At 68.1% G+C, this 19,017-nt stretch carries 18 protein-coding genes; 8 read left to right on the top strand and 10 right to left on the bottom strand.

The genetic code is table 11. The features are described from left to right. Positions 1-3: 3 nt before the first annotated feature. Genes menC through EV653_RS40705 form a run of 3 tightly spaced genes read right to left on the bottom strand, consistent with a single transcriptional unit; the run spans position 4 to position 2,438 of the window. Positions 4-1,146: an o-succinylbenzoate synthase gene (gene menC, locus EV653_RS40715; RefSeq protein WP_134111661.1), complete on the bottom strand. Its 1,143-nt coding sequence runs from the start codon at positions 1,144-1,146 to the stop codon at positions 4-6. Then, positions 1,136-1,780, bottom strand: coding sequence for a MurR/RpiR family transcriptional regulator (locus EV653_RS40710; RefSeq protein WP_134111660.1), 645 nt, complete (start codon positions 1,778-1,780; stop codon positions 1,136-1,138). The genes menC and EV653_RS40710 overlap by 11 nt, the downstream gene beginning before the upstream one ends. Next, positions 1,773-2,438 (bottom strand): GNAT family N-acetyltransferase, encoded by a 666-nt coding sequence (locus EV653_RS40705; RefSeq protein ID WP_134111659.1) that lies wholly within the window; start codon positions 2,436-2,438, stop codon positions 1,773-1,775. The genes EV653_RS40710 and EV653_RS40705 overlap by 8 nt, the downstream gene beginning before the upstream one ends. 68 nt (positions 2,439-2,506) lie before the next feature. On the opposite strand from EV653_RS40705, the gene EV653_RS40700 reads away from it, so the two are divergent. Then, on the top strand, positions 2,507-3,595 hold the full coding sequence (locus tag EV653_RS40700) for a M20/M25/M40 family metallo-hydrolase (RefSeq protein ID WP_134111658.1): 1,089 nt from the start codon (positions 2,507-2,509) through the stop codon (positions 3,593-3,595). Positions 3,596-3,620: 25 nt separating this feature from the next. On the opposite strand, the gene ggt is transcribed toward EV653_RS40700, so the two are convergent. The 4 genes from ggt to miaA form a co-directional block, all read right to left on the bottom strand. Then, positions 3,621-5,336 (bottom strand): gamma-glutamyltransferase, encoded by a 1,716-nt coding sequence (gene ggt / locus EV653_RS40695; protein ID WP_238160772.1) that lies wholly within the window; start codon positions 5,334-5,336, stop codon positions 3,621-3,623. Between the two features lie 170 nt (positions 5,337-5,506). Then, on the bottom strand, positions 5,507-6,190 hold the full coding sequence (locus tag EV653_RS40690) for a hypothetical protein (RefSeq protein ID WP_134111656.1): 684 nt from the start codon (positions 6,188-6,190) through the stop codon (positions 5,507-5,509). Between the two features lie 7 nt (positions 6,191-6,197). Continuing rightward, positions 6,198-6,713 carry a SigE family RNA polymerase sigma factor gene (locus EV653_RS40685; RefSeq protein ID WP_134111655.1) on the bottom strand — a complete coding sequence of 172 codons (516 nt, stop codon included), beginning with the start codon at positions 6,711-6,713 and terminating at the stop codon, positions 6,198-6,200. Next, entirely contained in the window at positions 6,700-7,662 is a 963-nt protein-coding gene (miaA, locus tag EV653_RS40680) for a tRNA (adenosine(37)-N6)-dimethylallyltransferase MiaA (RefSeq protein WP_134111654.1), read from the bottom strand. Before miaA ends, EV653_RS40685 begins: the two co-directional genes overlap by 14 nt. A gap of 154 nt (positions 7,663-7,816) precedes the next feature. On the opposite strand from miaA, the gene EV653_RS40675 reads away from it, so the two are divergent. The 6 genes from EV653_RS40675 to EV653_RS40650 all read left to right on the top strand — a co-directional run bounded on the left by EV653_RS40675 (position 7,817) and on the right by EV653_RS40650 (position 12,294). Next, positions 7,817-8,041: a hypothetical protein gene (locus tag EV653_RS40675; RefSeq protein ID WP_134111653.1), complete on the top strand. Its 225-nt coding sequence runs from the start codon at positions 7,817-7,819 to the stop codon at positions 8,039-8,041. Positions 8,042-8,161: 120 nt separating this feature from the next. Beyond that, positions 8,162-8,407: an antitoxin gene (locus EV653_RS40670; protein WP_134111652.1), complete on the top strand. Its 246-nt coding sequence runs from the start codon at positions 8,162-8,164 to the stop codon at positions 8,405-8,407. A gap of 94 nt (positions 8,408-8,501) precedes the next feature. Next, positions 8,502-9,239: an MBL fold metallo-hydrolase gene (locus EV653_RS40665; protein WP_134111651.1), complete on the top strand. Its 738-nt coding sequence runs from the start codon at positions 8,502-8,504 to the stop codon at positions 9,237-9,239. 43 nt (positions 9,240-9,282) lie between these two features. Beyond that, positions 9,283-9,873, top strand: a complete 591-nt coding sequence (locus EV653_RS40660) for a GNAT family N-acetyltransferase (protein ID WP_134111650.1) — start codon at positions 9,283-9,285, stop codon at positions 9,871-9,873. Between the two features lie 41 nt (positions 9,874-9,914). Continuing rightward, the gene (locus tag EV653_RS40655) at positions 9,915-10,370 is read left to right on the top strand and encodes an NUDIX hydrolase (RefSeq protein ID WP_134111649.1); all 456 of its coding nucleotides are present in this window, start codon (positions 9,915-9,917) and stop codon (positions 10,368-10,370) included. Between the two features lie 70 nt (positions 10,371-10,440). Beyond that, the gene (locus EV653_RS40650) at positions 10,441-12,294 is read left to right on the top strand and encodes a LamG-like jellyroll fold domain-containing protein (RefSeq protein ID WP_134111648.1); all 1,854 of its coding nucleotides are present in this window, start codon (positions 10,441-10,443) and stop codon (positions 12,292-12,294) included. A gap of 90 nt (positions 12,295-12,384) precedes the next feature. Here the strand turns inward: EV653_RS40650 and EV653_RS40645 are convergent, their stop codons facing one another. Together EV653_RS40645 and miaB are read right to left on the bottom strand one after the other, a co-directional pair. Further along, positions 12,385-13,098 carry a phosphotransferase gene (locus EV653_RS40645; RefSeq protein ID WP_134111647.1) on the bottom strand — a complete coding sequence of 238 codons (714 nt, stop codon included), beginning with the start codon at positions 13,096-13,098 and terminating at the stop codon, positions 12,385-12,387. Continuing rightward, entirely contained in the window at positions 13,095-14,576 is a 1,482-nt protein-coding gene (miaB, locus tag EV653_RS40640; RefSeq protein WP_134111646.1) for a tRNA (N6-isopentenyl adenosine(37)-C2)-methylthiotransferase MiaB, read from the bottom strand. Before miaB ends, EV653_RS40645 begins: the two co-directional genes overlap by 4 nt. A 101-nt stretch (positions 14,577-14,677) precedes the next feature. On the opposite strand from miaB, the gene EV653_RS40635 reads away from it, so the two are divergent. Beyond that, positions 14,678-16,210, top strand: coding sequence for an amidohydrolase family protein (locus tag EV653_RS40635; RefSeq protein ID WP_134111645.1), 1,533 nt, complete (start codon positions 14,678-14,680; stop codon positions 16,208-16,210). Positions 16,211-16,300: 90 nt separating this feature from the next. Here the strand turns inward: EV653_RS40635 and EV653_RS40630 are convergent, their stop codons facing one another. Further along, the gene (locus tag EV653_RS40630) at positions 16,301-18,976 is read right to left on the bottom strand and encodes a WD40/YVTN/BNR-like repeat-containing protein (protein WP_202872060.1); all 2,676 of its coding nucleotides are present in this window, start codon (positions 18,974-18,976) and stop codon (positions 16,301-16,303) included. Positions 18,977-19,017 lie beyond the last annotated feature (41 nt).

The raw sequence follows: 19,017 nt of genomic DNA, 5'->3' as shown, positions 1-19,017 counted from the left end.
GAGTCACTCCTGTTCTGGTTCGAGGGCGAGCTCGGCGACGGTGTTCGCCTCGATCAGCGCACGGTCCACGGCGTGGCCGAGACCGGTTCCGCGAGGCACCTGTACGACGCCGTCGACCGCGACGACGGCGGGTTCGATGACGTCCCGGGCGTAGTACTTCTCCGAGGCGGACACATCCGATGGGAGGGTGAATCCGCCGAGACTGGAGAGTGCGACGTTCGCAAGCCGGCCGATGCCGAACTCGTGCATGCCGCCGCACCAGACCGGGATGCCGGCAGCCTGCGCCCGGTCGTGCGCTTCACGCGCTGGGGTGAGCCCGCCCATCCGCGACACCTTGATGTTGAGGACCTGCAACGCTTCTAGCTGGAGCGCCGTCCGCAGGTCGTCGACCGTCTCGATGCTCTCGTCGAGGCAGATCGGGGTCTCGATCGTGCGCTGCAGCCGCGCATGGGTCAGCAGGTCGCGAGGGGCGAACGGCTGCTCGATCATCGTCAGGCCGAACCCGTCCAGCTCTTGCAAGAGCTTGAGATCGTCCGCGGTATAGATGCCGTTCGCATCCACATGCAGATCGAGGTCGGAGTACGCCGCCCGCACCGCCCGCACCGGCTCGACGTCCCAGCCGGGGGCGATCTTCAGCTTGACCCTGGGATAACCGGCTGCCACCTGCGCGGCGACCTGGGTGAGGAGGTCGTCGATCGTCGGCTCGATTCCCAGCGATACCCCCGCGACCACCTCGGTCCGGGTTCCGCCCAGAGCTGTTGCCAAAGGCATTGACCGGGCCTCGGCGAACAGCACCCAGGCCGCGGTGTCCACGCCGGCCTTCGCGAAGTTGTTGCCGCGGACCTTCGACCAGACCGCGGCCAGCTGGTCAGGATGCGTCCACGGCCGGTCGAGGATGGCGGGCACAAGGTAGCGCGAGGCGATGTGCCAGCAGGACTCGACGGTCTCCGGGGCGTAGTACGGGTCGGAGGACGACGCGATCTCGCCCCAGCCGATCGCGCCGGACGCGTCCTCCAGTTCGACCAGGATGTGGTCGAGGAACGTCTTGCGGTGCGAGCTGGTCTGGAACTCGTGCACCAACGGCATCCGCACCCTGTGCAGCCGGGCCGCGACGATCTTCAGTTCGGTTCCCGTCTCAGGTGACATACAGCCCCAGCTCCGTGTTCAGCCGGTCGCGCTCGAGCAGCCGCCGCCGCGCGCCCTTCGCGCTCGCCGTCGTCAGTGTCGCGAGCACATGCAGCACGGAAGCCACGACGGTCGGAGAATCGACGTACGACGCACTCCCGGTCGCGACGTAGATGCTCTGATCGGCGATCTTGGCCAGCGGCGCGTCCTCGAAATCCGTGACCGCGACCAGCTCACCACCCGCCTCCACGAACCGGCGCGCGATCTCGACCGTGTCGCGCCGGTACCGGCGGAACGAGAACGCGACCATCAGATCGTTCGACCGGACATCGGACAGTACGTCGACACCGCGGACGACCGTGCCGTCGATCAACGTCACCTGCGACAGGCCGGCACCGAGATCGAACGCCAGCAACGAGGCATACGAGAACGACTTCGCCGAACCGACGATGAAGCGCCGGCGGGCGGCGACGATCCGCGCGGCAGCCTGGGCGATCGACTCGTCGGTGAGGATCTGGTCGAGGGCCTCGTCGATCGAGGCGCGCTCCTGCTCGACGACGCGACGCTGCAGGAGCGTTGACGATCGCCGTTGCAGGCGGGCGTCGTACCGCTCGTGCGGGCTGGAGAGCTCGCGGTTACGCGGATCGTCAGGCATCGGCCGGTCCGAAATAGTAGGCGCCGTTCCCGTCCGGCAGGCGGCGGCACGAAACAGCCGCCAGTCCCTTGGCGAGCAGTTCTTCGAACGACGTGCGGAGCTCGGCCGGGTCGGTCGGCAGGATCAACTCGGTCAGCTCGGCCTCGTCGACGGCAGCGGGCTGCTCGCGGGTCAGGTCCCACTCGACGATCACGCGGTCGGTGCCCGGACCGTACATGTCCGGAGCGAACCACCGACCGCGGGCGCCGAGGACGTCGAGGTTGAAGTGCGCGTTCCGCAGCTGCATCGGGTCGTACGTCCAGCGCATCCGCGACATACCGTGGCTGAGGGCAACTTCTCGCTGGGCGTGCTTGAGCATCCGGCCGAGACCGTGCCCCTGCTGGTCGGCGGCGACCACGGCCGACTGCGAGTAGTGGTAGAACCCGCGCCGGTCGGTGCCGCAGAAGCCGTACGCGAACGCGACCAGCTTGTCGCTCTCGTCGAGGATGCCGACCACCGATCCGCCGTTGCTCGCCAGCGCGCCGAGCAGTCGCGGATTCAGCCCGTACGCCGGGTCGAGGTAGCCGAAGACCGCGCGGTACAGCTCCGAGGCCTCGGCGAACCTGGACGCCGTGGTGAGCGAGACCGCACGGAAGCTCACCTCGGAGATACGATTCATATCTTGAGTAGATCCCATTGTTCTCAAGCGAGTCAATCGATGATCAGATGATGATACGTTGACTATCCATGATCATCGAGCGACTCCAGGAGTACGTCGGCGCAGAGACCCCGACCGGTGACGCGGCCGCGCTGAACGCCTTCGCCGACCGCCTCGCCGAGCGGTACGCCGAACTCGGCGCGACCGTCCGCCGCGTGCCGGCGCCGACCGGCGATCACCTGGTCGCGGACTTCCCCGGTCGCGGGCCGCAGGCCGACGAGGCTCCCCTGCTCTTCCTCGGCCACCACGACACCGTCTGGCCGATCGGGCAACTGGCGGACGCGATGCCCTGGCGGGAGGCGGACGGCGTGATCCACGGACCAGGCGTCTTCGACATGAAAGGCGGACTCGTCATCCTCGAGACCGCCCTGGAGCAAGTGCACGACCGTCGGCCGGTGCGCGTCGTGGTGGTCGCGGACGAGGAGATCGGTTCGCCTTCCGCACGGGAGCTCGTGACCGCGGAGTCAGCCGGCGTGTATGCGGCGTTCGGACTCGAACCGCCCCATCCGAACGGCGACCTGAAGACCTCGCGCTGGGGCAGCACGCGGGTGCGCATCGAGATCACCGGCCGCGAGGCGCACGCCGCGCTCGATCCGGACAGCGGGATCTCCGCGATCGACGAGCTGGTCGACCAGCTGATCGCAGTACGAAGCATCGTCGCGCAGTACGACGAGGTGTTGTGCAACGTCGGCACCATTACGGGTGGCGGGCGGACAAACGTCGTGCCGGGATTTGCCTCGGCCGACATCGGGTTCCGCTTTGTCGATCCGTCGACAGAACAGGCCGTGCTCAAGGCAGTTGCCGAACTGCAGCCGGTGCGCGCAGAGGCTCAACTGAACGTCCGGGTGATGTCGAATCGCCCGGCCTGGCAGCCGTCGCCCGCCACCGACAAGCTACTGGCAAAGGTGATCGAGGCCGGGCGATCTGTTGGTCAGGAGATCGGTGGTGCGGCCGCGTCCGGCGCGGCCGACACCAATCTGACCGGGTGGCTGGGCGTTCCGACCCTGGACGGCCTGGGGCCGGTAGGCAAGGGCGCCCACGCCGTCCACGAGCAGGTGATCGCGGCGAGCCTGGGCGAACGAGTCGCCCTGGTCGCCGCGATCCTCAGCACAATCTAGGCACTATCTCGGCACTCTCTAGGCACTATCTAGGCCATACGACCCCGGCAGAACCGCCGCCGCGCCGCGTGGGTTCCGCGGCGGCGAGGATCGCGCCGCCGGGCAGGAACTCCAGTCCTTCGAGCGCACCGATCTCGGCCGCCGAGGATCCGGGAGCGCCGGCAGGCGTGAAGGTGTGTCCGTACGTCGCCAGCGCAGCGCCGTACTTGTCGATGAACGACTGTTCCGCGGTCACGGACGCGGTGTTGCGCTGGGACGCCCGCGGTGCCGCAATCGCCTCGGGCAGCGTCATGCCACGGTCGAGCCGGTTCGTCAGCGTCTGCAGGACGGTCGTGATGATGGTCGAGCCGCCCGGCGAACCGAGCGCGAGCAACGGCTTGTCGCCGCGCAGCACGATCGTCGGCGAGATCGACGACCGCGGCCGCTTGCCCGGCTGGATCCGGTTCGGGTCGGCGGGGTCGTAGACCGCGGAGAAGTCGGTCAGCTCGTTGTTCAGAATGAACCCACGGCCCGGAACGGTGATGCCGCTGCCACCGGTCTGCTCGATGGTCAACGTGTACGAGACGACGTTGCCCCACTTGTCGGCCGTGACCAGATGCGTCGTCGACTTGCCCTCGGTGTCCGGCCGCTGCGTCGTCGCCGCACCCTTCGCGCAGTGGTGGTACTTTCCGTCGGGCGATCCAGCCGGCACCGGCTTCACAGCTGCCTTGGCCGGGTTGATCTGGCAGGACCGCTCGGCACCGAACCCACGGGAGGTGAGCTCCTTCGTCGGCACGTCCACGAACGCGGGATCACCGACGTACGCCGCCCTGTCCGCGAACGCCAGCGCGGATGCCTCGAGGTAGTTGTGCAGGTAGTCCGGGGTGCTCAGTTGCTTGAGATGCTTCGGCTGCAGGATGTTGAGCGCCTCGCCGACCGTGGTGCCGCCGGACGAGGACGGAGCCATTCCGTAGACGTTCAGGCCGTCGTAGCGGACCTTTGTCGGGACGCGGTCCAGCGGCTTGTACTTCTTGAGGTCGGCGGTGGTCATGTAGCCCGGCATCACCGGCAGAGTGGTCGTCGCGGTCTTCGGCGGGTTCTTGACCACCGCGGTCATCTCCGCGCCGAGAGCGCCGCCGTAGAACGTCGAAAGGCCTTCTTTACCGAGCATCCGGTAGGTGTCGGCGAGCTCCGGGTTCCTGAACACCGTGCCGACCTTCGGCGCGTCACCGCCGGGCAGGAACAGCTTGGCGGTCGGCACGATCGCCGAGAACCGGGCCTTGTTCTCCTGCGTCTGCAGGTTGAACGTGCTGTCCACCACGAAGCCGCGGTCGGCCAGCTCGGCGGCCGGGGTCAGCGCCTTGCCCAGCGAGAGCGAACCCCACTGACGCAGGGCCGAGTCCCAGGTCGCCAGCGTGCCGGGGACACCGACGGACACCCCGGACGTGACGAGCTCGGGCGTGAAGTTGTACGGCTTGCCGGTCGCCGGGTCGATGAACGCGTCCGACGGCATCGCCGCGGGCGCGGTTTCGCGGCCGTCGATCGTGTAGACCTTGTGGTTCTTGGCGCTGTAGTAGACGAAGTACCCACCACCGCCGATGCCCGCGGAGTACGGCTCGGTCACGCCAAGGGCGGCCGCGGTTGCGACGGCTGCGTCGACCGCGTTGCCGCCGCGACGCAGTACGCCGAGACCGGCGGCCGTCGCGTCCGCGTCGACGGAGGACACCGCTCCCCCGTAGCCGATCGCGGTCGGGGTCTTCACCGGCGGACTCTGTGAGCTGAGGGGTTTCGCGGCGGCGCTCGTACTCAGACCAGCCAGAACAAGGGCACCTGCAGACAGCGATGCGACCAGCTTCTTCACCAGTACTCCCGCGGGGCGTCGGCGACAGGGACATCCCCTTTGCTATCCCACCGACGGGCTTCGCGCCAGTACTAGTTCACGGTGCACGAGTCCATGAAGCGCCGCAGCACGTCGTCCGGCCACTCGACTGTGCCGGTCGGGAGCTCGACCAGCAGCCACTGGTCGGTCAGCTTCACCTGCCCGGTCAGGCGACCGTCGAGGGTGCCGATGTGGAAGGTCTTGCCATTGCCGTCGGCGACGCGGACCGCCGACAGGCTGCGGGCCTGGGGTGCGGCTTGCAGGACCACCTTGGCGGCCGAGTCCGCAGTACGCGTCTTCGGCTGGGAGAGCACGACGCGGTTGGCGGCGACCGGGGTCTCCGCGGTCCAGCCCTTCGGCATCAGCGTGCAGTCGATCGTGTTCCACGGCTGCTTGTTGGCGACCAGCTGGACGACGGACGCTCCGAACATCGACATCGTCTCGCCACTCGACGGCTTGGCCGCGGGCGCGGTCCTGCGGGGCGCGGCCGTCTTTTCCGGCTCGCTCGTGCCGCCGGCGACCTCGCTGCTGTTCCCCCACCACTTCACCTGGTTGCCGATCGCGAGCGCGAGGGCCGACACGGCGGCGACGCACAGCACACCGGCGACGCGACGCCGGCGCTTGACCCGGCGCAGCGCGCGGCGGCCGCGAGTGACATCGGCTTCGATGTCAGCATCCGGCAGCGCCTCGGCCGCGCGGTCCGCGAAGCCCTCCAACAGCCTCTTCACGTCGTCCATCGGTGTTTCAGCCACTCCCCGTCGTACGATCCGTCTCTTCCGACATCAGGTCCTTCAACCGCTTCAGCGCCTTCGCCGTCTGGCTCTTCACCGTGCCCTCGGTGCACTCCAGGATCCGTGCACAGGTCGCGACATCGAGATCCTGGAAGTACCGCAGTACCAGCACCGCCCGCTGCCGCGGCGCGAGATCCAGCAACGCGTCCCGGATGGCGAGGGTGTCGGTCTGATCAGGTACGTCGGTCAGGCGCGGCTCGAGCGTCTCCGCGGTCACCACCTCGGGGTGGCGGCCGGCGCGGCGGCGCTCGTCCAGGAAGGCGTTGACCAGGATGCGGTGTGCATACGGACCCGCGCCTTCGTGCTTGATCCGGTGCCAGTGCACGTAAACCCGCGTGCAGGCGGTCTGGACCAGATCTTCGGCGGTGTGCACGTCACCCGCGGTGAGCAGCAACGCCGTCCTCATCAGCCTCGTGCGGTCCGCGAGCAGGTACTCACGGAACTCGGCCTCACGGTCACCCCCTCGCATTCGATTCCACCCCGACTACGCCGCCGGTCCCCCTGCGGTTGCCTTGGGCTAACACTTGAATTGCCTTCTCCACCAGGTCGGGGGCGTCGTACGGGAGCCAAGTGATGCGTTGGTCCTTACGGAACCACGAGTCCTGCCGGCGCGCGAACCGGCGCGTGGCCTGGGCGGTCCGCTCCCGGGCCTGCGTCTCGTCGATCTCACCGTTCAGCAACGCGATCACCTGCGAGTACCCGAGTGCGCGGTTGGCTGTCTTCCCCTCAATCAAACCCTTGTCCAGCAGTCCTCGCACCTCGGCGACGAACCCCGCGTCGAACATCCGGTCCACCCGCAGGTCGATCCGTGCGTCCAGTTCGGGCCGCGGTACGTCGAGACCGAGCTGGACGGCGCCCGGATACACGTAGCGGTGTTCGGGCAGGGTGGCGACGTACGGGCCGCCGGTGATCTCGACGACCTCGAGCGCGCGGACGATCCGCCGGCCGTTGCTCGGCAGGATCTGCTCGGCGGCCTTCGGGTCGACCGCCCGGAGCCTGCTGTGCAGCGCGCCGGAGCCGTGCGCTTCGAGCTCGGCCTCGAGCCGGGCGCGGACGACGGGGTCGGTGCCGGGGAAGACGAAGTCGTCGAGGATCGCGCGGACGTAGAGCGCGGATCCGCCGGCGAGGACCGGGGTGCGCTGCCGGTCGATGCAATCGTCGATGGCCGTGCGGGCCAGTTGCTGGAACTCGGCCACGGTCGCGGTCTCGGTGACGTCGAGGATGTCGAGCAGATGGTGCGGTACGCCGGCGCGTTCCGTCGGACTGATCTTCGCCGTACCGATGTCCATGCCGCGGTACACCTGCATGGCGTCCGCGTTCACCACCTCGCCGTCCAGGTGCTTGGACAGCGCGACGGCCAGGTCGGACTTCCCGGCCGCGGTGGGGCCGACGACCGCGACGACGAGTGGATCGGACATCGGTCCAGTCTCGCAGTGCTGGTGCCTTCGCCGCCCCACCGCCCCGGCCGTCACTCCAAGAGTTCGCCAAGAGGTGCAGACCGGTCTTGTGGATGACCCTGCGTGTTCGGTAAGAACACCTGGAGCTGGAAACATTTCTACGGGAGGAACGCACGTGACGAATGGGTTCGAGGAAGAGTCGGACGCGGCCAAGGACGCGCTCGGCCTGGGGGAAGAAGTCGACGACCTGGCGGCCGCGAAGCGCAGCGGCGGCGATGTCGAGGCGCAGAAGAGCGGCGGCGACGTCGAGTTCAGCGGTGGCGATGTCGAATCCACCGGTGACGAGAGTGAAGACAGCGGCGGCGACGTAGAGTCGGAGCCGTCGGGCGACGGCGTCTGAGCCGTCCGACGCGCGTCAGCATGGCGCTCGCGGAGGTCCCACAGTTCGGGTGTTGCAGGTGCGAAGATCACCGCTAGCTGTCTGTAAGCACTCAACTACGCAGGAATGGGAGCCCCCGAGATGGGCATCTTCGACAAGTTCAAGGGCAAGGCCGAGGACCTGAAGGACAAGGCCACTGACCTGGTCAACGAGCACGGCGACAAGGTCGGTGAAGGTCTGGACAAGGCCGGTGACTTCGTCGACGAGAAGACGGGCGGCAAGTACGGCGACAAGATCGACACCGGCGTCGAGAAGGCCAAGGACGGGTTGGACAACCTGGACGGCCAGAACGACGACATCCCGGACAAGCCGAACCAGTCCGCCTGATCCCCCCGTAAGGGCCGCAAGCACCCAGCTTGCGGCCCTTCGCCATGCCTACCGCTCGATCGTTCCGGCCCTGCTGGCTGCTTAGGATCCTCGGATGGGCTCTCTGGTGTTGACGGTGCTCGGCTGTGCGACGCCGTACCCGGCGGTGGGGAACCCGTGCTCCGGGTACCTGGTGACCGCGGGCCGGACGCGGATCTGGATGGATGCGGGCACGGGGACGCTCGGCCCCCTTCAGCGTCACGCGCGACTCGACGAGCTGGACGCGATCTGGATTTCGCATCTCCATGCCGATCACAGTGCCGACCTGCTGACGGCGTACTACGGAGCGCTGTACGCCGACATCACCTTGCGCGCGCCGATTCCCCTCTACGGCCCGCCAGGGATCGCGGACCGGCTGGCCGGCTTTCTCACCAACGGCCCGACGCGTAGTCCGATCGAGTCCGCTTTCGCGATCACCGAGTTGTACGACGGGCACGAGGCAACGATCGGCGCGGTCCAGCTCACTACGCGTGCCGTCGAGCACGGGATGCCGGCGTTCGCCGTACGCATGGAGAGTGCGGGGCGATCGCTCGTGTACTCCGGCGACAGCGCGCCGTGCACCGCACTCAGCGAGCTGGCGGACGGGTGCGACGTACTGCTGTGTGAGGCGGACGGCACCGAAGACGGACACCACACGCCCGAACAAGCAGGCGAGACCGCGGCGGGAGCCGGCCGTCTGATCGTCACGCACGTAGGCCGGTCGATCGCTCCCGCGGAGGCAGCGGCGCGGGCGGCGACCCGGTTCGAGGGTCCGGTCGAGCACGCCGTACCCGGCGCGACGTATGTGATCTGACTTCCGGACGTAGATCGTCCGGATAGGGTCGTACGCTCAGGTCATGGTCAAGGTGGACGTCGAGCAGTTGACGGTCCGGGCGCTCGGGCCCGAGACATGGGATGCGTTCGCGGCGTTGGCGGAACGCCATAACGGGGTGTGGGGTGGGTGCTGGTGCACGTACTTCCACACCATGCACGAAGAGAAGACGTTCGAGGCCGACAGCAACCGCGAGCTCAAGCATCGGCTCGTGATGGAGGGGCGTGCGCATGCGGCGCTCGTGTTCGACGGTGAGCTCGCGGTGTGTTGGCTCGAGTACGGCCCGCCGGTCGAACTGCCGAACATCAACCACCGCAAGGAGTACGAGGCCGGCATGGACCGCCCGCCGGACTACCGCCTCACCTGCTTCTTCACCGACCGCAACTACCGCCGCCAAGGCGTCTCAGCCGTCGCCCTCCGCGGCGCCCTCGACCTCATCGCCCAGGCCGGCGGCGGAGTCGTCGAGGCCTACCCCCAGGACACCGACGGCAAGAAGATCACCGCCTCCTTCCTCTACAACGGCACCCGCTCCCTCTTCGAACACGCCGGCTTCACCTACCTGCGCCCCAAGGGCAAGAACCACTGCGTGATGAGTAAAACCGTCACAGCCGGCTGACCTTCAGGCCCCGTGTCGGTAGGGGTGTTTAGGGTGCTTGCATGGATCGGTTTCGGGTGGTGCCGGCGGCGTATGTGGTGGTGCGGCGAGGGGACGAGGTGTTGTTGTTGCTGCGGGCCAATACCGGCTACATGGATGGGTATTGGGCGGTGCCGGCGGGGCATGTGGAGCAGGGTGAGTCGGCGATCGCGGCGGCGGTGCGGGAGTTGAAGGAAGAGGTGGGGCTGGACGTCGATCCGGCGGATCTGGTGCCGGTGACGGCGATGCATCGGACGGGTGGGAACGGGGATCCGATCGATGAGCGGGTGGACTTCTTCTTCATGGCGTCGAAGTGGACGGGCGAGCCGCGGTTGATGGAGCCGGAGAAGGCCGCGGGGCTGGAGTGGTACTCGCTGGACAAGTTGCCTGAGCCGCTGGTGCCGCACGAGGCGCGCGTGCTGGCTGCGGTGGCCGACGGGCGTGGGCTTCCTGCGGTGATCGCCCAGGGTTTCGCCTGAGTTCACCGTTCCTGGACGCCCCGGGCTCTAGTGTTCGCTGCGGTGTCAGCGAGCTTGGGAGCGTGGGGCGATGAACGAGCGGTACGACGGGACGAGCCGGCGGAAGCTGTTGCAGGCGGGCGCGCTCGGCGCGGGTGCGGTCTTCACCTCAGGCGCCCTGAGCACGGGCAACGCCGCAGCGACCATTGCTGACGCGACGGGCGCGAGCGCAACTGCGGTGAGCGGCGGCAGGACGGCCGGGCGGACCGACACCGAGCACCCACGGTTCACGCTCGCGATCGTGCCGGACACGCAGTACCAGTTCGACCAGGACCGGGGGGACCCCGCGCCGCTCACGGCAACGTTCAACTGGCTGATCGACAATCGCACCGACGAGAACATCGTGTTCATGGCGCACCTCGGTGACGTCACCGAGAACGCGCTGGCGATGGAGTTCGCGCAGGCCGACCCGGTCTTCAAGATCCTCGACCGCGCCCGCTTCCCGTACTCCGTGCTGGCCGGCAACCACGACATCGACGGGTCGAAGGACGACACCCGCGGCCCGTCGCCGTACCTCGACACGTTCAGCCCGCGGCGGTTCCGCTGGATGCCGACGTACGGCGGATCGACGGCGAACGGGTACAACTCGTACCACGTGTTCCGCGCGGGCGGGCGGCAATGGTTGCTGCTGGCAATGGACTGGCGCCCGTCCGACGCGAGCTTTGCATGGGCCCGCGACGTGATCGCCAAGCACCCGAAGCTGCCGGTCATCCTGACCACGCACGAGATCGTGTACGCCGACGCGGGCGATCCGACGGCCTACTTCAGCGACCAGGGCAACCGTGTCTGGGACCAGCTGATCGACGGCAACGACCAGATCTTCATCACGATGAACGGGCACTACTGGCCGCCCGGCCGGGTCACGCGGAAGAACGCGGCGGGCAACGACGTGCACCTGCACATCACCAACTACCAGGACCGGTTCTACGGCGGATCGGGCATGGTGCGGCTGTACCACTTCGACCTGGCCCGGAACACGATCGACGTCGAGACGATCTCGCCGTGGATCATGGGCCAGGACCCGGCCAAGCGCAACGAACTCGAAGAGCTCGAGATCGAGCTGACCGATGACGTCAACCGCTTCAGCATCCCGATCGACTTCGAGCAACGGTTCGCCAGATTCGCACCGGTTCCGGTCCGGCCGGCGCGGCCGGCGTCGCAGCTGCTGATTCCCGGTACGGCGGCGTACTGGCGCTTCGACGGACCGGTCACGGATCAGGTGATCGACCAGTCAGGTAAGGGCAACCACCTCGTCCGCAAGCAGCTGTCGAGCGACGTACCAACCGCGAGCAGCGAGTTCCACCCGGATCAGCCCGGCCACGCGAGCTGGCTGTTCCCGGGCAACAAGAACCCTGCCCGCGGCGGGTACCTGCAGACCGTCGACGACGCGCCGCTCAACGCGATGACGTTCAAGGGCGGGTACACGATCGAGGCGTTCGTGAAGCTGGCCGACGACGGGCAGGATCACTCGTGGGAGGGACTGTTCACCCGGCTCGGCACCGGACGCGACGCGGGCAAGACGGGCAGCGACCCGGATGAGCCGGCGGCGAAGCTCGGGTTCTCGGGCGGGCGGCAGGTGCAGTGGGCGGTGTACCCGTTCGACAAGAACGACACGTTCACGAACTGGGGTCACGAGCAGGTGGCCGGGCGCTGGTTCCACCTGGCGATCGTGAACGACGGCCGCCACAGCATCGTGTACGTCGACTCCTCGGAGCTGCTGCGCAACCCTGCGACCCCGTCCAACGGCCTCGCAACCGCCGGCAAGCCGTGGCTGATCGCCGCCGGCCACTACGCCAACACCGTCGACCAGGGCTTCGCCGGCAACATCGGCGAACTCCGCATCGTCACCCGAGCCCTCAAACCATCCCAATTCCTCAACGCCTGACGTCTAACGACAGGAGGTAGTGCCCCGGGCAACGATCGGTCAGCGTGCACCAGGCTGCCGCGGCGCCTCGGAGGCGACTACCTCCTGTCGTTAGCGCAGATACGACCGGATCAGCTTTTCCTGGGCGGGGAGGAGGGCGAGCTCCTCGGGGGTGAGGGTCGGGTTGTTGCTGCGGTATTCCAAAGCGCCGGGTAGGCCGGGGGTGGGGTCGATGGAGGCGGCTAGGTAGACGCCCAGGGCCTCGCGGAGGAGGTCGGCGAGTTCGGCGTATGCCGGGTCGAAGACGACCTGGGCGAAGATGATGGCGGTCAGTGCCACGTCGAACTCGGCGAGCCCCTCGCGGGCGTTGCGCCAGTCGATGACGACCGGGCCGGCGGCGGTGGCCATCACGTTGAGCGGGTGCAGGTCGCCGTGGACGACGACGAGGCCCGGCGTACCGCTCGGGACCGGGATTGCCTGCAACCGGCGGTGGAGGTCGGCGTGGATCGTCCCGATCTCGGTCGCGCTGAGGTCGCCGGCGATCGCCGCGTCGCCGAGCGTCAGACCGTCGAGGCGCTGGACGATCATGTCCGCGCCCTCGATCTCGCGGACGGCGGGGACCGGGTACCCGTACTTCGCGACGTGCCGCATGAAGTCGGCTTCATCGCGAACCGGGTGCCCGTCGCGGTAGCGCCGCAGCACCCATTGGTCGTCTACGTGGTACACATCCGCGTCCCGGCCGAACGCGAACGGCTCGGCGCCAGCCGGAAGGAGCGAGGAAAGGGTGGGGACCGATGGGTCCTGCGGGGCGGGGGTTTGCGTCATCCGACCTGGCAGCCGTTCGTCGCAGGCTCCAAGAGCTTGGCGCCGACGGTCGGCATGCCGAGCATCACGCCGGGCGCAGCAGCCGAGCCGGCCGGGGCATCCTGTGCTCGCTCCCAGGCGTCGCCGGCGCGAGTGCGGCGTACGGCGCCGAACACGTCCGCGTTCAGGTGATGGGGCGCGGCGTACGTGACCTCGACCGTGACCACATCGCCCGGTCGGGGCGTCTCGACCTCGGTCGGCAACGCGAAGTGGACGAGTCGGTTGTCGCGGGCGCGACCGCTGAGCCGGTGAGTGGTGGCGTCCTTGCGCCCCTCCCCCTCGGCGACGAGCACCTCGACGGTCCGGCCGACCATCTTCTTGTTCTCGTCCCAAGCCATTTCGTCCTGCAGCGCGACGAGCCGCTCGTATCGATCCTGGACGACGTCGCGCGGGACCTGATCCTCCATCGACTCGGCCGGCGTCCCGGGACGCTTCGAGTACTGGAAGGTGAACGCACCCGCGAACCGGGCCTGCCGGACCACGTCGAGCGTGCCCTGGAAGTCCTCTTCGGTCTCCCCCGGGAACCCGACGATGATGTCGGTCGTGATCGCCGCATCCGGCATCGCGGCCCGCACGTCTTCGATGATCTTCAAGTACCGGTCCCGGCGATAAGAACGCCGCATCGCCTTCAGCACGGTGTCCGAACCCGACTGCAGCGGCATGTGTAGCGAGGGCATCACGTTCGGCGTCTCGGCCATCGCCTCGATCACGTCCGCGGTGAAGTCCCGCGGGTGCGGCGACGTGAACCGCACGCGCTCCAGCCCGTCGATCTCCCCACAGGCACGCAGCAGTTTGCCGAACGCGAACCGGTCGCCGAACTCCACGCCGTACGAGTTCACGTTCTGCCCGAGCAGCGTCACCTCGAGCACGCCCTCGGCGACCAGCGCCTCGACCTCGGCGAGCACGTCACCGGGGCGGCGGTCCTTCTCGCGGCCGCGCAGCGACGGGACGATGCAGAACGTGCAGGTGTTGTTGCAGCCCACGCTGACCGAGACCCAGGCGGAGTACGCCGATTCGCGCCGCGTCGGCAAGGTCGACGGGAAGACGTCGAGCGACTCCAGGATCTCGACCTGGGACTCCTCGGCGACCCGCGCCCGCTCCAGCAGCACCGGCAGCGAGCCGATGTTGTGGGTGCCGAACACGACGTCGACCCACGGGGCCTTCTTGGTGATCGACGCCTTGTCCTTCTGCGCCAGGCACCCGCCGACGGCGATCTGCATCCCGGGCTTACGGGCCTTCACCGGCGCCAGGTGACCGAGATTCCCGTACAGCTTGTTGTCGGCGTTCTCCCGCACCGCGCAGGTGTTGAAGACGACCACGTCGGCCTCGTCGCCCTCGGGCGCGCGGACATAGCCCGCATCCTCCAGCAGCCCGCGCAGCCGCTCGGAGTCGTGGACATTCATCTGGCACCCGTAAGTGCGGACCTCGTAAGTACGCATAACAGCCACCAAGAGTACGTGCCGGGGTGGACAAAAACCTACCGGGGACCGGCGGCTTGCGACCCCTGACCACCGGGAGCGCGCAGACAATAGTGAGGGGTATGAACAGTTCTCGCCGTCAGTTCCTCGCTCACACCGCCGCCGGAGCCGTCGGGGCCGCCGTCCTCGCTGGTGGGACCTTCACCACCAGCACGGCCTCCGCGCTGGTGAAGCCGCCGAAGATCACCGCGCTCACCAACGTCACCGTCATCGATGTCGCCACCGGTCGTCGCGATCGCAACCAGACCGTCCTGATCAGCGGCGAGCGCATCGTCGGGGTCGGCCGGATCCCGGTGCCTCGGGGCGCCGTCGAGATCGACCTCAGCGGCAAGTATGTGATCCCCGGGCTCGCCGACATGCACGTCCACAGCCTCGGTGACGAGCACGTCTCACCGCCGTTGTACCTCGCGAACGGTCTGACCTTGGTCCGTGAGATGGCCGCTCCGGATCCGATCGTCTACGACTGGCGGGACCGGATCGAGGCCGGGACGCTGCTCGGACCGCGGATGGTCGTGGCCAGCCCGATCATCGACGGCGACCCGACACTCTGGGATCCGAACCTGCTCCACGTCCTGGTCGTCGGTGACGCCGCCGAGGCCCGCGCCGCCGTACAGCAGAGCAAGGCCGGCGGCGCCGACTTCATCAAGGTGTACTCACGCCTGAACAAGGAGTCGTACGCCGCAGTCATCGACGAGGCCCGCAAGCAGGGGCTGACCGTGCACGGCCACGGGCCGGACGAGCTCACCTCGAAGGAGGTCAGCAACCTCGGCCAGCGCAGCATCGAGCACATCCACTCGCTCGGCCTGAACGTCTCCACGCGGGAGGCCGAGGTACGGCGGATGGTACGGGCGATCAGCGTGGAGACCGGCGACTACAACTCCTGGTTCCGTCAGATGCACGCGATCGAGTGGATCGCCGCGAACACCTACAGCCCAGCCCGCGCCGCCGACGTGTTCGGCACGCTGCGGCGCAACCGCACCCGGGTCACGCCGACGCTGACCATGCACAACGTGCTCGACCAGATCGACTACACGCAACTCGATCCCAACCTCAAGAAGTACCTGAGCGAGGACTCGATCGGCACCTACGACTACGTCATCCAGAACCTGTACGCCGCCAACCGGACCGCCGAGGAGATCTCCCACCAGAAGCAGATGTGGGCGTGGCGGCAGCGGTTCGTCCGGGAACTCTTCGCGCACGACGTACCGATCCTGGCCGGCACCGACACGGGTACGCCGTACTCCGTGCCGGGCTTCGCACTGCACGACGAGCTCGAGCACCTGGTGGGTGCCGGAGCCACGCCGCGCCAGGCGCTGTACGCCGCGACCGTCGAACCGGCCAAGTTCCTGGGACTGTCACGAGACCTGGGCTCGGTCGAACCGCGGAAGATCGCCGACCTCGTGGTGCTGGACGCCGACCCACTGACCGACATCCGCAACAGCCGCAAGATCCACACCGTGGTCACCCGCGGCCGGGTCATCTCCCCCGCCCAACGCGAGCGGATGCTGGCCGACGTAGAGGCAGCCGTCAAGGCGCCACCCGCGGCGCAGGCCCTCGCAGCCGGCGGCTGCTGCGGGACGGTCCGGCCGGCCTGAGCGGCCCACTGGAAGAAACGCGCCGCGGGTGGCGCAGGAACGGCCGAGGACGGCCCACCCTCCGTGGGGTGAGCCGTCCTCGCGGCGCGCTCAGGCCGGTGGCCTGATGCTCCAGATCCCGCGACCATGAGTGGCCGCGTAGATGTTTCCGTCCGGACCGGACTCGATGTCCATCACCGTTGTCGTCGGCAGACCACTGCCGAGCACCTGCCACGTGGTGGTGCCAGGTGCGCGATAGAACGTCGCGAGGTCGGAGCCGACCACGAGCGCACCGTTGGCCAGCTGCTTCACCGCACTGGCTGGGATGTCGGGCAGGTTCGCCGAGATGTCCGCCCAGGTGGCGCCGCCGTCCTTGGTCTCGTAGACGTGGCCGACACCCGCGCCCGGGCCCTCGGTGAACCGGCGGGAGAACCCGTTCACTGCGACGTACGCATGCTGACCGTTCGCCGGGTCGATGCCGACGCCGGCCAGATACCGGTTGGGGAACTCGGCCGGCAACGTGACCTGGTGCCACGACCCACCCGCGTTGGTGGCCAGGCCGCGGGCGAATCCGGTGTTGTTGCACGGGCCGCACCAGCTCGCCCAGCCCACGCCGCCGCGCATCGCGACCGCGGTGGCGGAGTGACCCGCACCGAGGTCGAACGCCTTGGTCCACTCCGAGGCGCTCCGCATCCCCCAGCCCTTGGTGGAGGTGTACACGTACTGGCCGCCGGCGATGAACCCGTTCGAGTCGGCCGAGTCGATCCCGATCGGCGCGATGAAGCGCGCACCCGGATCGCCCGGGTCGAGACTCCACGAACTCGCGTCGGCTTCGCTGAGCGCTCCCTTGTTCAACGCGCAGGTATTGGTGATCTTCACGGCCAGCGCGACGTACTCCTGCAGTTGGTTGCAGCCGTTCTGTGGGTCGGCCACACCGTCGCCGCCGTCACCACCGAAGTTGGAGCCCATCCCGGTGTCAGTGTTGGATCCGTCCGGCTTGACCCCGAACAGGTTCGACACGCCGTTGTCCTGGAGGCCGCCGGAGACCACGACGCCGCCGTTCTTGCTGTCCTTGCCGACCGACACGGAGTAGTACTGCAGCGCGTCCATCGTGCCGTCGGTGGTCAGCGACTGCCAATCGGTCCCGTTCTTGTTGGCATTGACCTGTCCGTTCACCGGGCGCTTGTAGATGCCGCCGTCGTTGCCGATGAACACCACCGGCTTGCCGCCCGACGTACCGACCGCGACCGAATGCTGGTCGGAGTGTGGTGCCATCGGGCAGGTGTTCTTGGCGTCGTCGATGTTCCAGCACGCGAAGCCGAAGTTCCAGTACGGCGCGACCGTGGCCCAGTGGGAGCCGGCGTCGGTCGTCTCGAACACCTCCTCCAAGCCGGCCCAGACGTGGTCGGCATTGGCCGGGTCGACCGTGAGGAACTGGTTGTACCAGGCCTGGACGCCGACCGCGTATCCCTTGCGGTCCAGCGCGGAGCCGCTGTTGTGCAGGATCTGCGGGTCGGCGATCTTGTTCCACGGCCCGGACGGGCTGCCGGTCTTCGAGACGAAGATGCCGGCCAGGCTGGTGCTGCCGTTGATCTTGCTCGGCTGCTGGACCAGGGCGTACAACCGGTCGCCGGTCTTGCTGAAGGCGAAGGTGGTGTAGCCGACGTCGGTGCTGTTCTTGATACCGCCGAGCACCACGTCCAGCCGCTTCCAGCTCGACGGGCCCGCCGTGTAGTCGGAGGTCTCGTAGAACCCGTTGTAGGTGTCGCCCGAACGCCACCCGATCGCGGCGATCACGTGCTTGGGGTTCTTCGGGTCGATCGCGATGTCATTGACGATGTTCTTGTACGCCGCGTCGGTCGCCCCACCGGTCCGGCTTCCGGCCGGGACCAGCACGTGACCGGCGTCGTCCTTGATCTCGGGCATGAAGTCCGGGTTCGGGTAGAACGCGACCTTCCAGGCGCCGGCGGTGGTCGACGCGTCGTGGTACCAGATGCCGCGATTGGTCGCAGCGAACACCTGCCCGCCGCCCCAGCGCAGCCGGCCGACAGTGGTCGACTCCAGCTCCTTGCCACCGACCCGGTCGGCCGGCGAGAACGTCCCGGTGACCGGGTTCGCAAGCCGGTACACGCCGGAGCCGACGTACGACGTACCGCCCGTGTTGGCCTCGCCGGTCGCGTACCAAAGCGATCCGTCGCCGGCCAACTGGAGGTCGCCGCCGCTCAGGGAAGGCAGCGAGTCGCTCAGCGGTGTCCAGTTGCCGCCACCGGTGGTCGACCGCCAGACGCCTCCGTTGGCACCGGCGGCATACACGTGGTCGGCGGTGTCCGCGGCCAGGCCGGTGATCCGGCCGGTGACGTGGCCCGCGCCGCCACTGGAGTTGGAGTACCAGTCGCGGTACCTGGGGTCGTCCGCGTTGTACGGCACCCTGGTCACGTCATGCCAGGTGCCCGCGGTGTGCTGCATCGCGGTCAGCTGCGCGAACGCCGCCGAGTAGGCACCCGGCGCCACGATGCCGCCCGGCGCAGTGCGTGCCTGCTCGAACTCGTCAGCGATGGTGAACGCTTCCTTGGACTCGCTTTGCATCTCGGACGGATTGCCGCCCGCGATCATCAGCGCCTTCTCCATCACGGCCGCGTTGTAGTGCCGCCCGGACCACTGGTGTTTGAGCCACTCCTCCTTCAGCTCGTACCGGCCCGCGTAGCCGCCGACTGCGACGGCAACCAGGGCGACGCCGAGGCCGCCCGCGAGAATCTTCCGACCGCGTCTTGTCAGCGACATCCTCATGTGACTCTCCGACCCGTCTTCGACGGGGTGCTGTCGAACCT

The organism is Kribbella pratensis, from assembly GCF_004365355.1.
Classification (GTDB): Bacteria; Actinomycetota; Actinomycetes; order Propionibacteriales; family Kribbellaceae; genus Kribbella.
The sequence above is the reverse complement of the archived record's forward strand: the minus strand, read 5'-3'. Positions and strand labels throughout refer to the sequence as shown.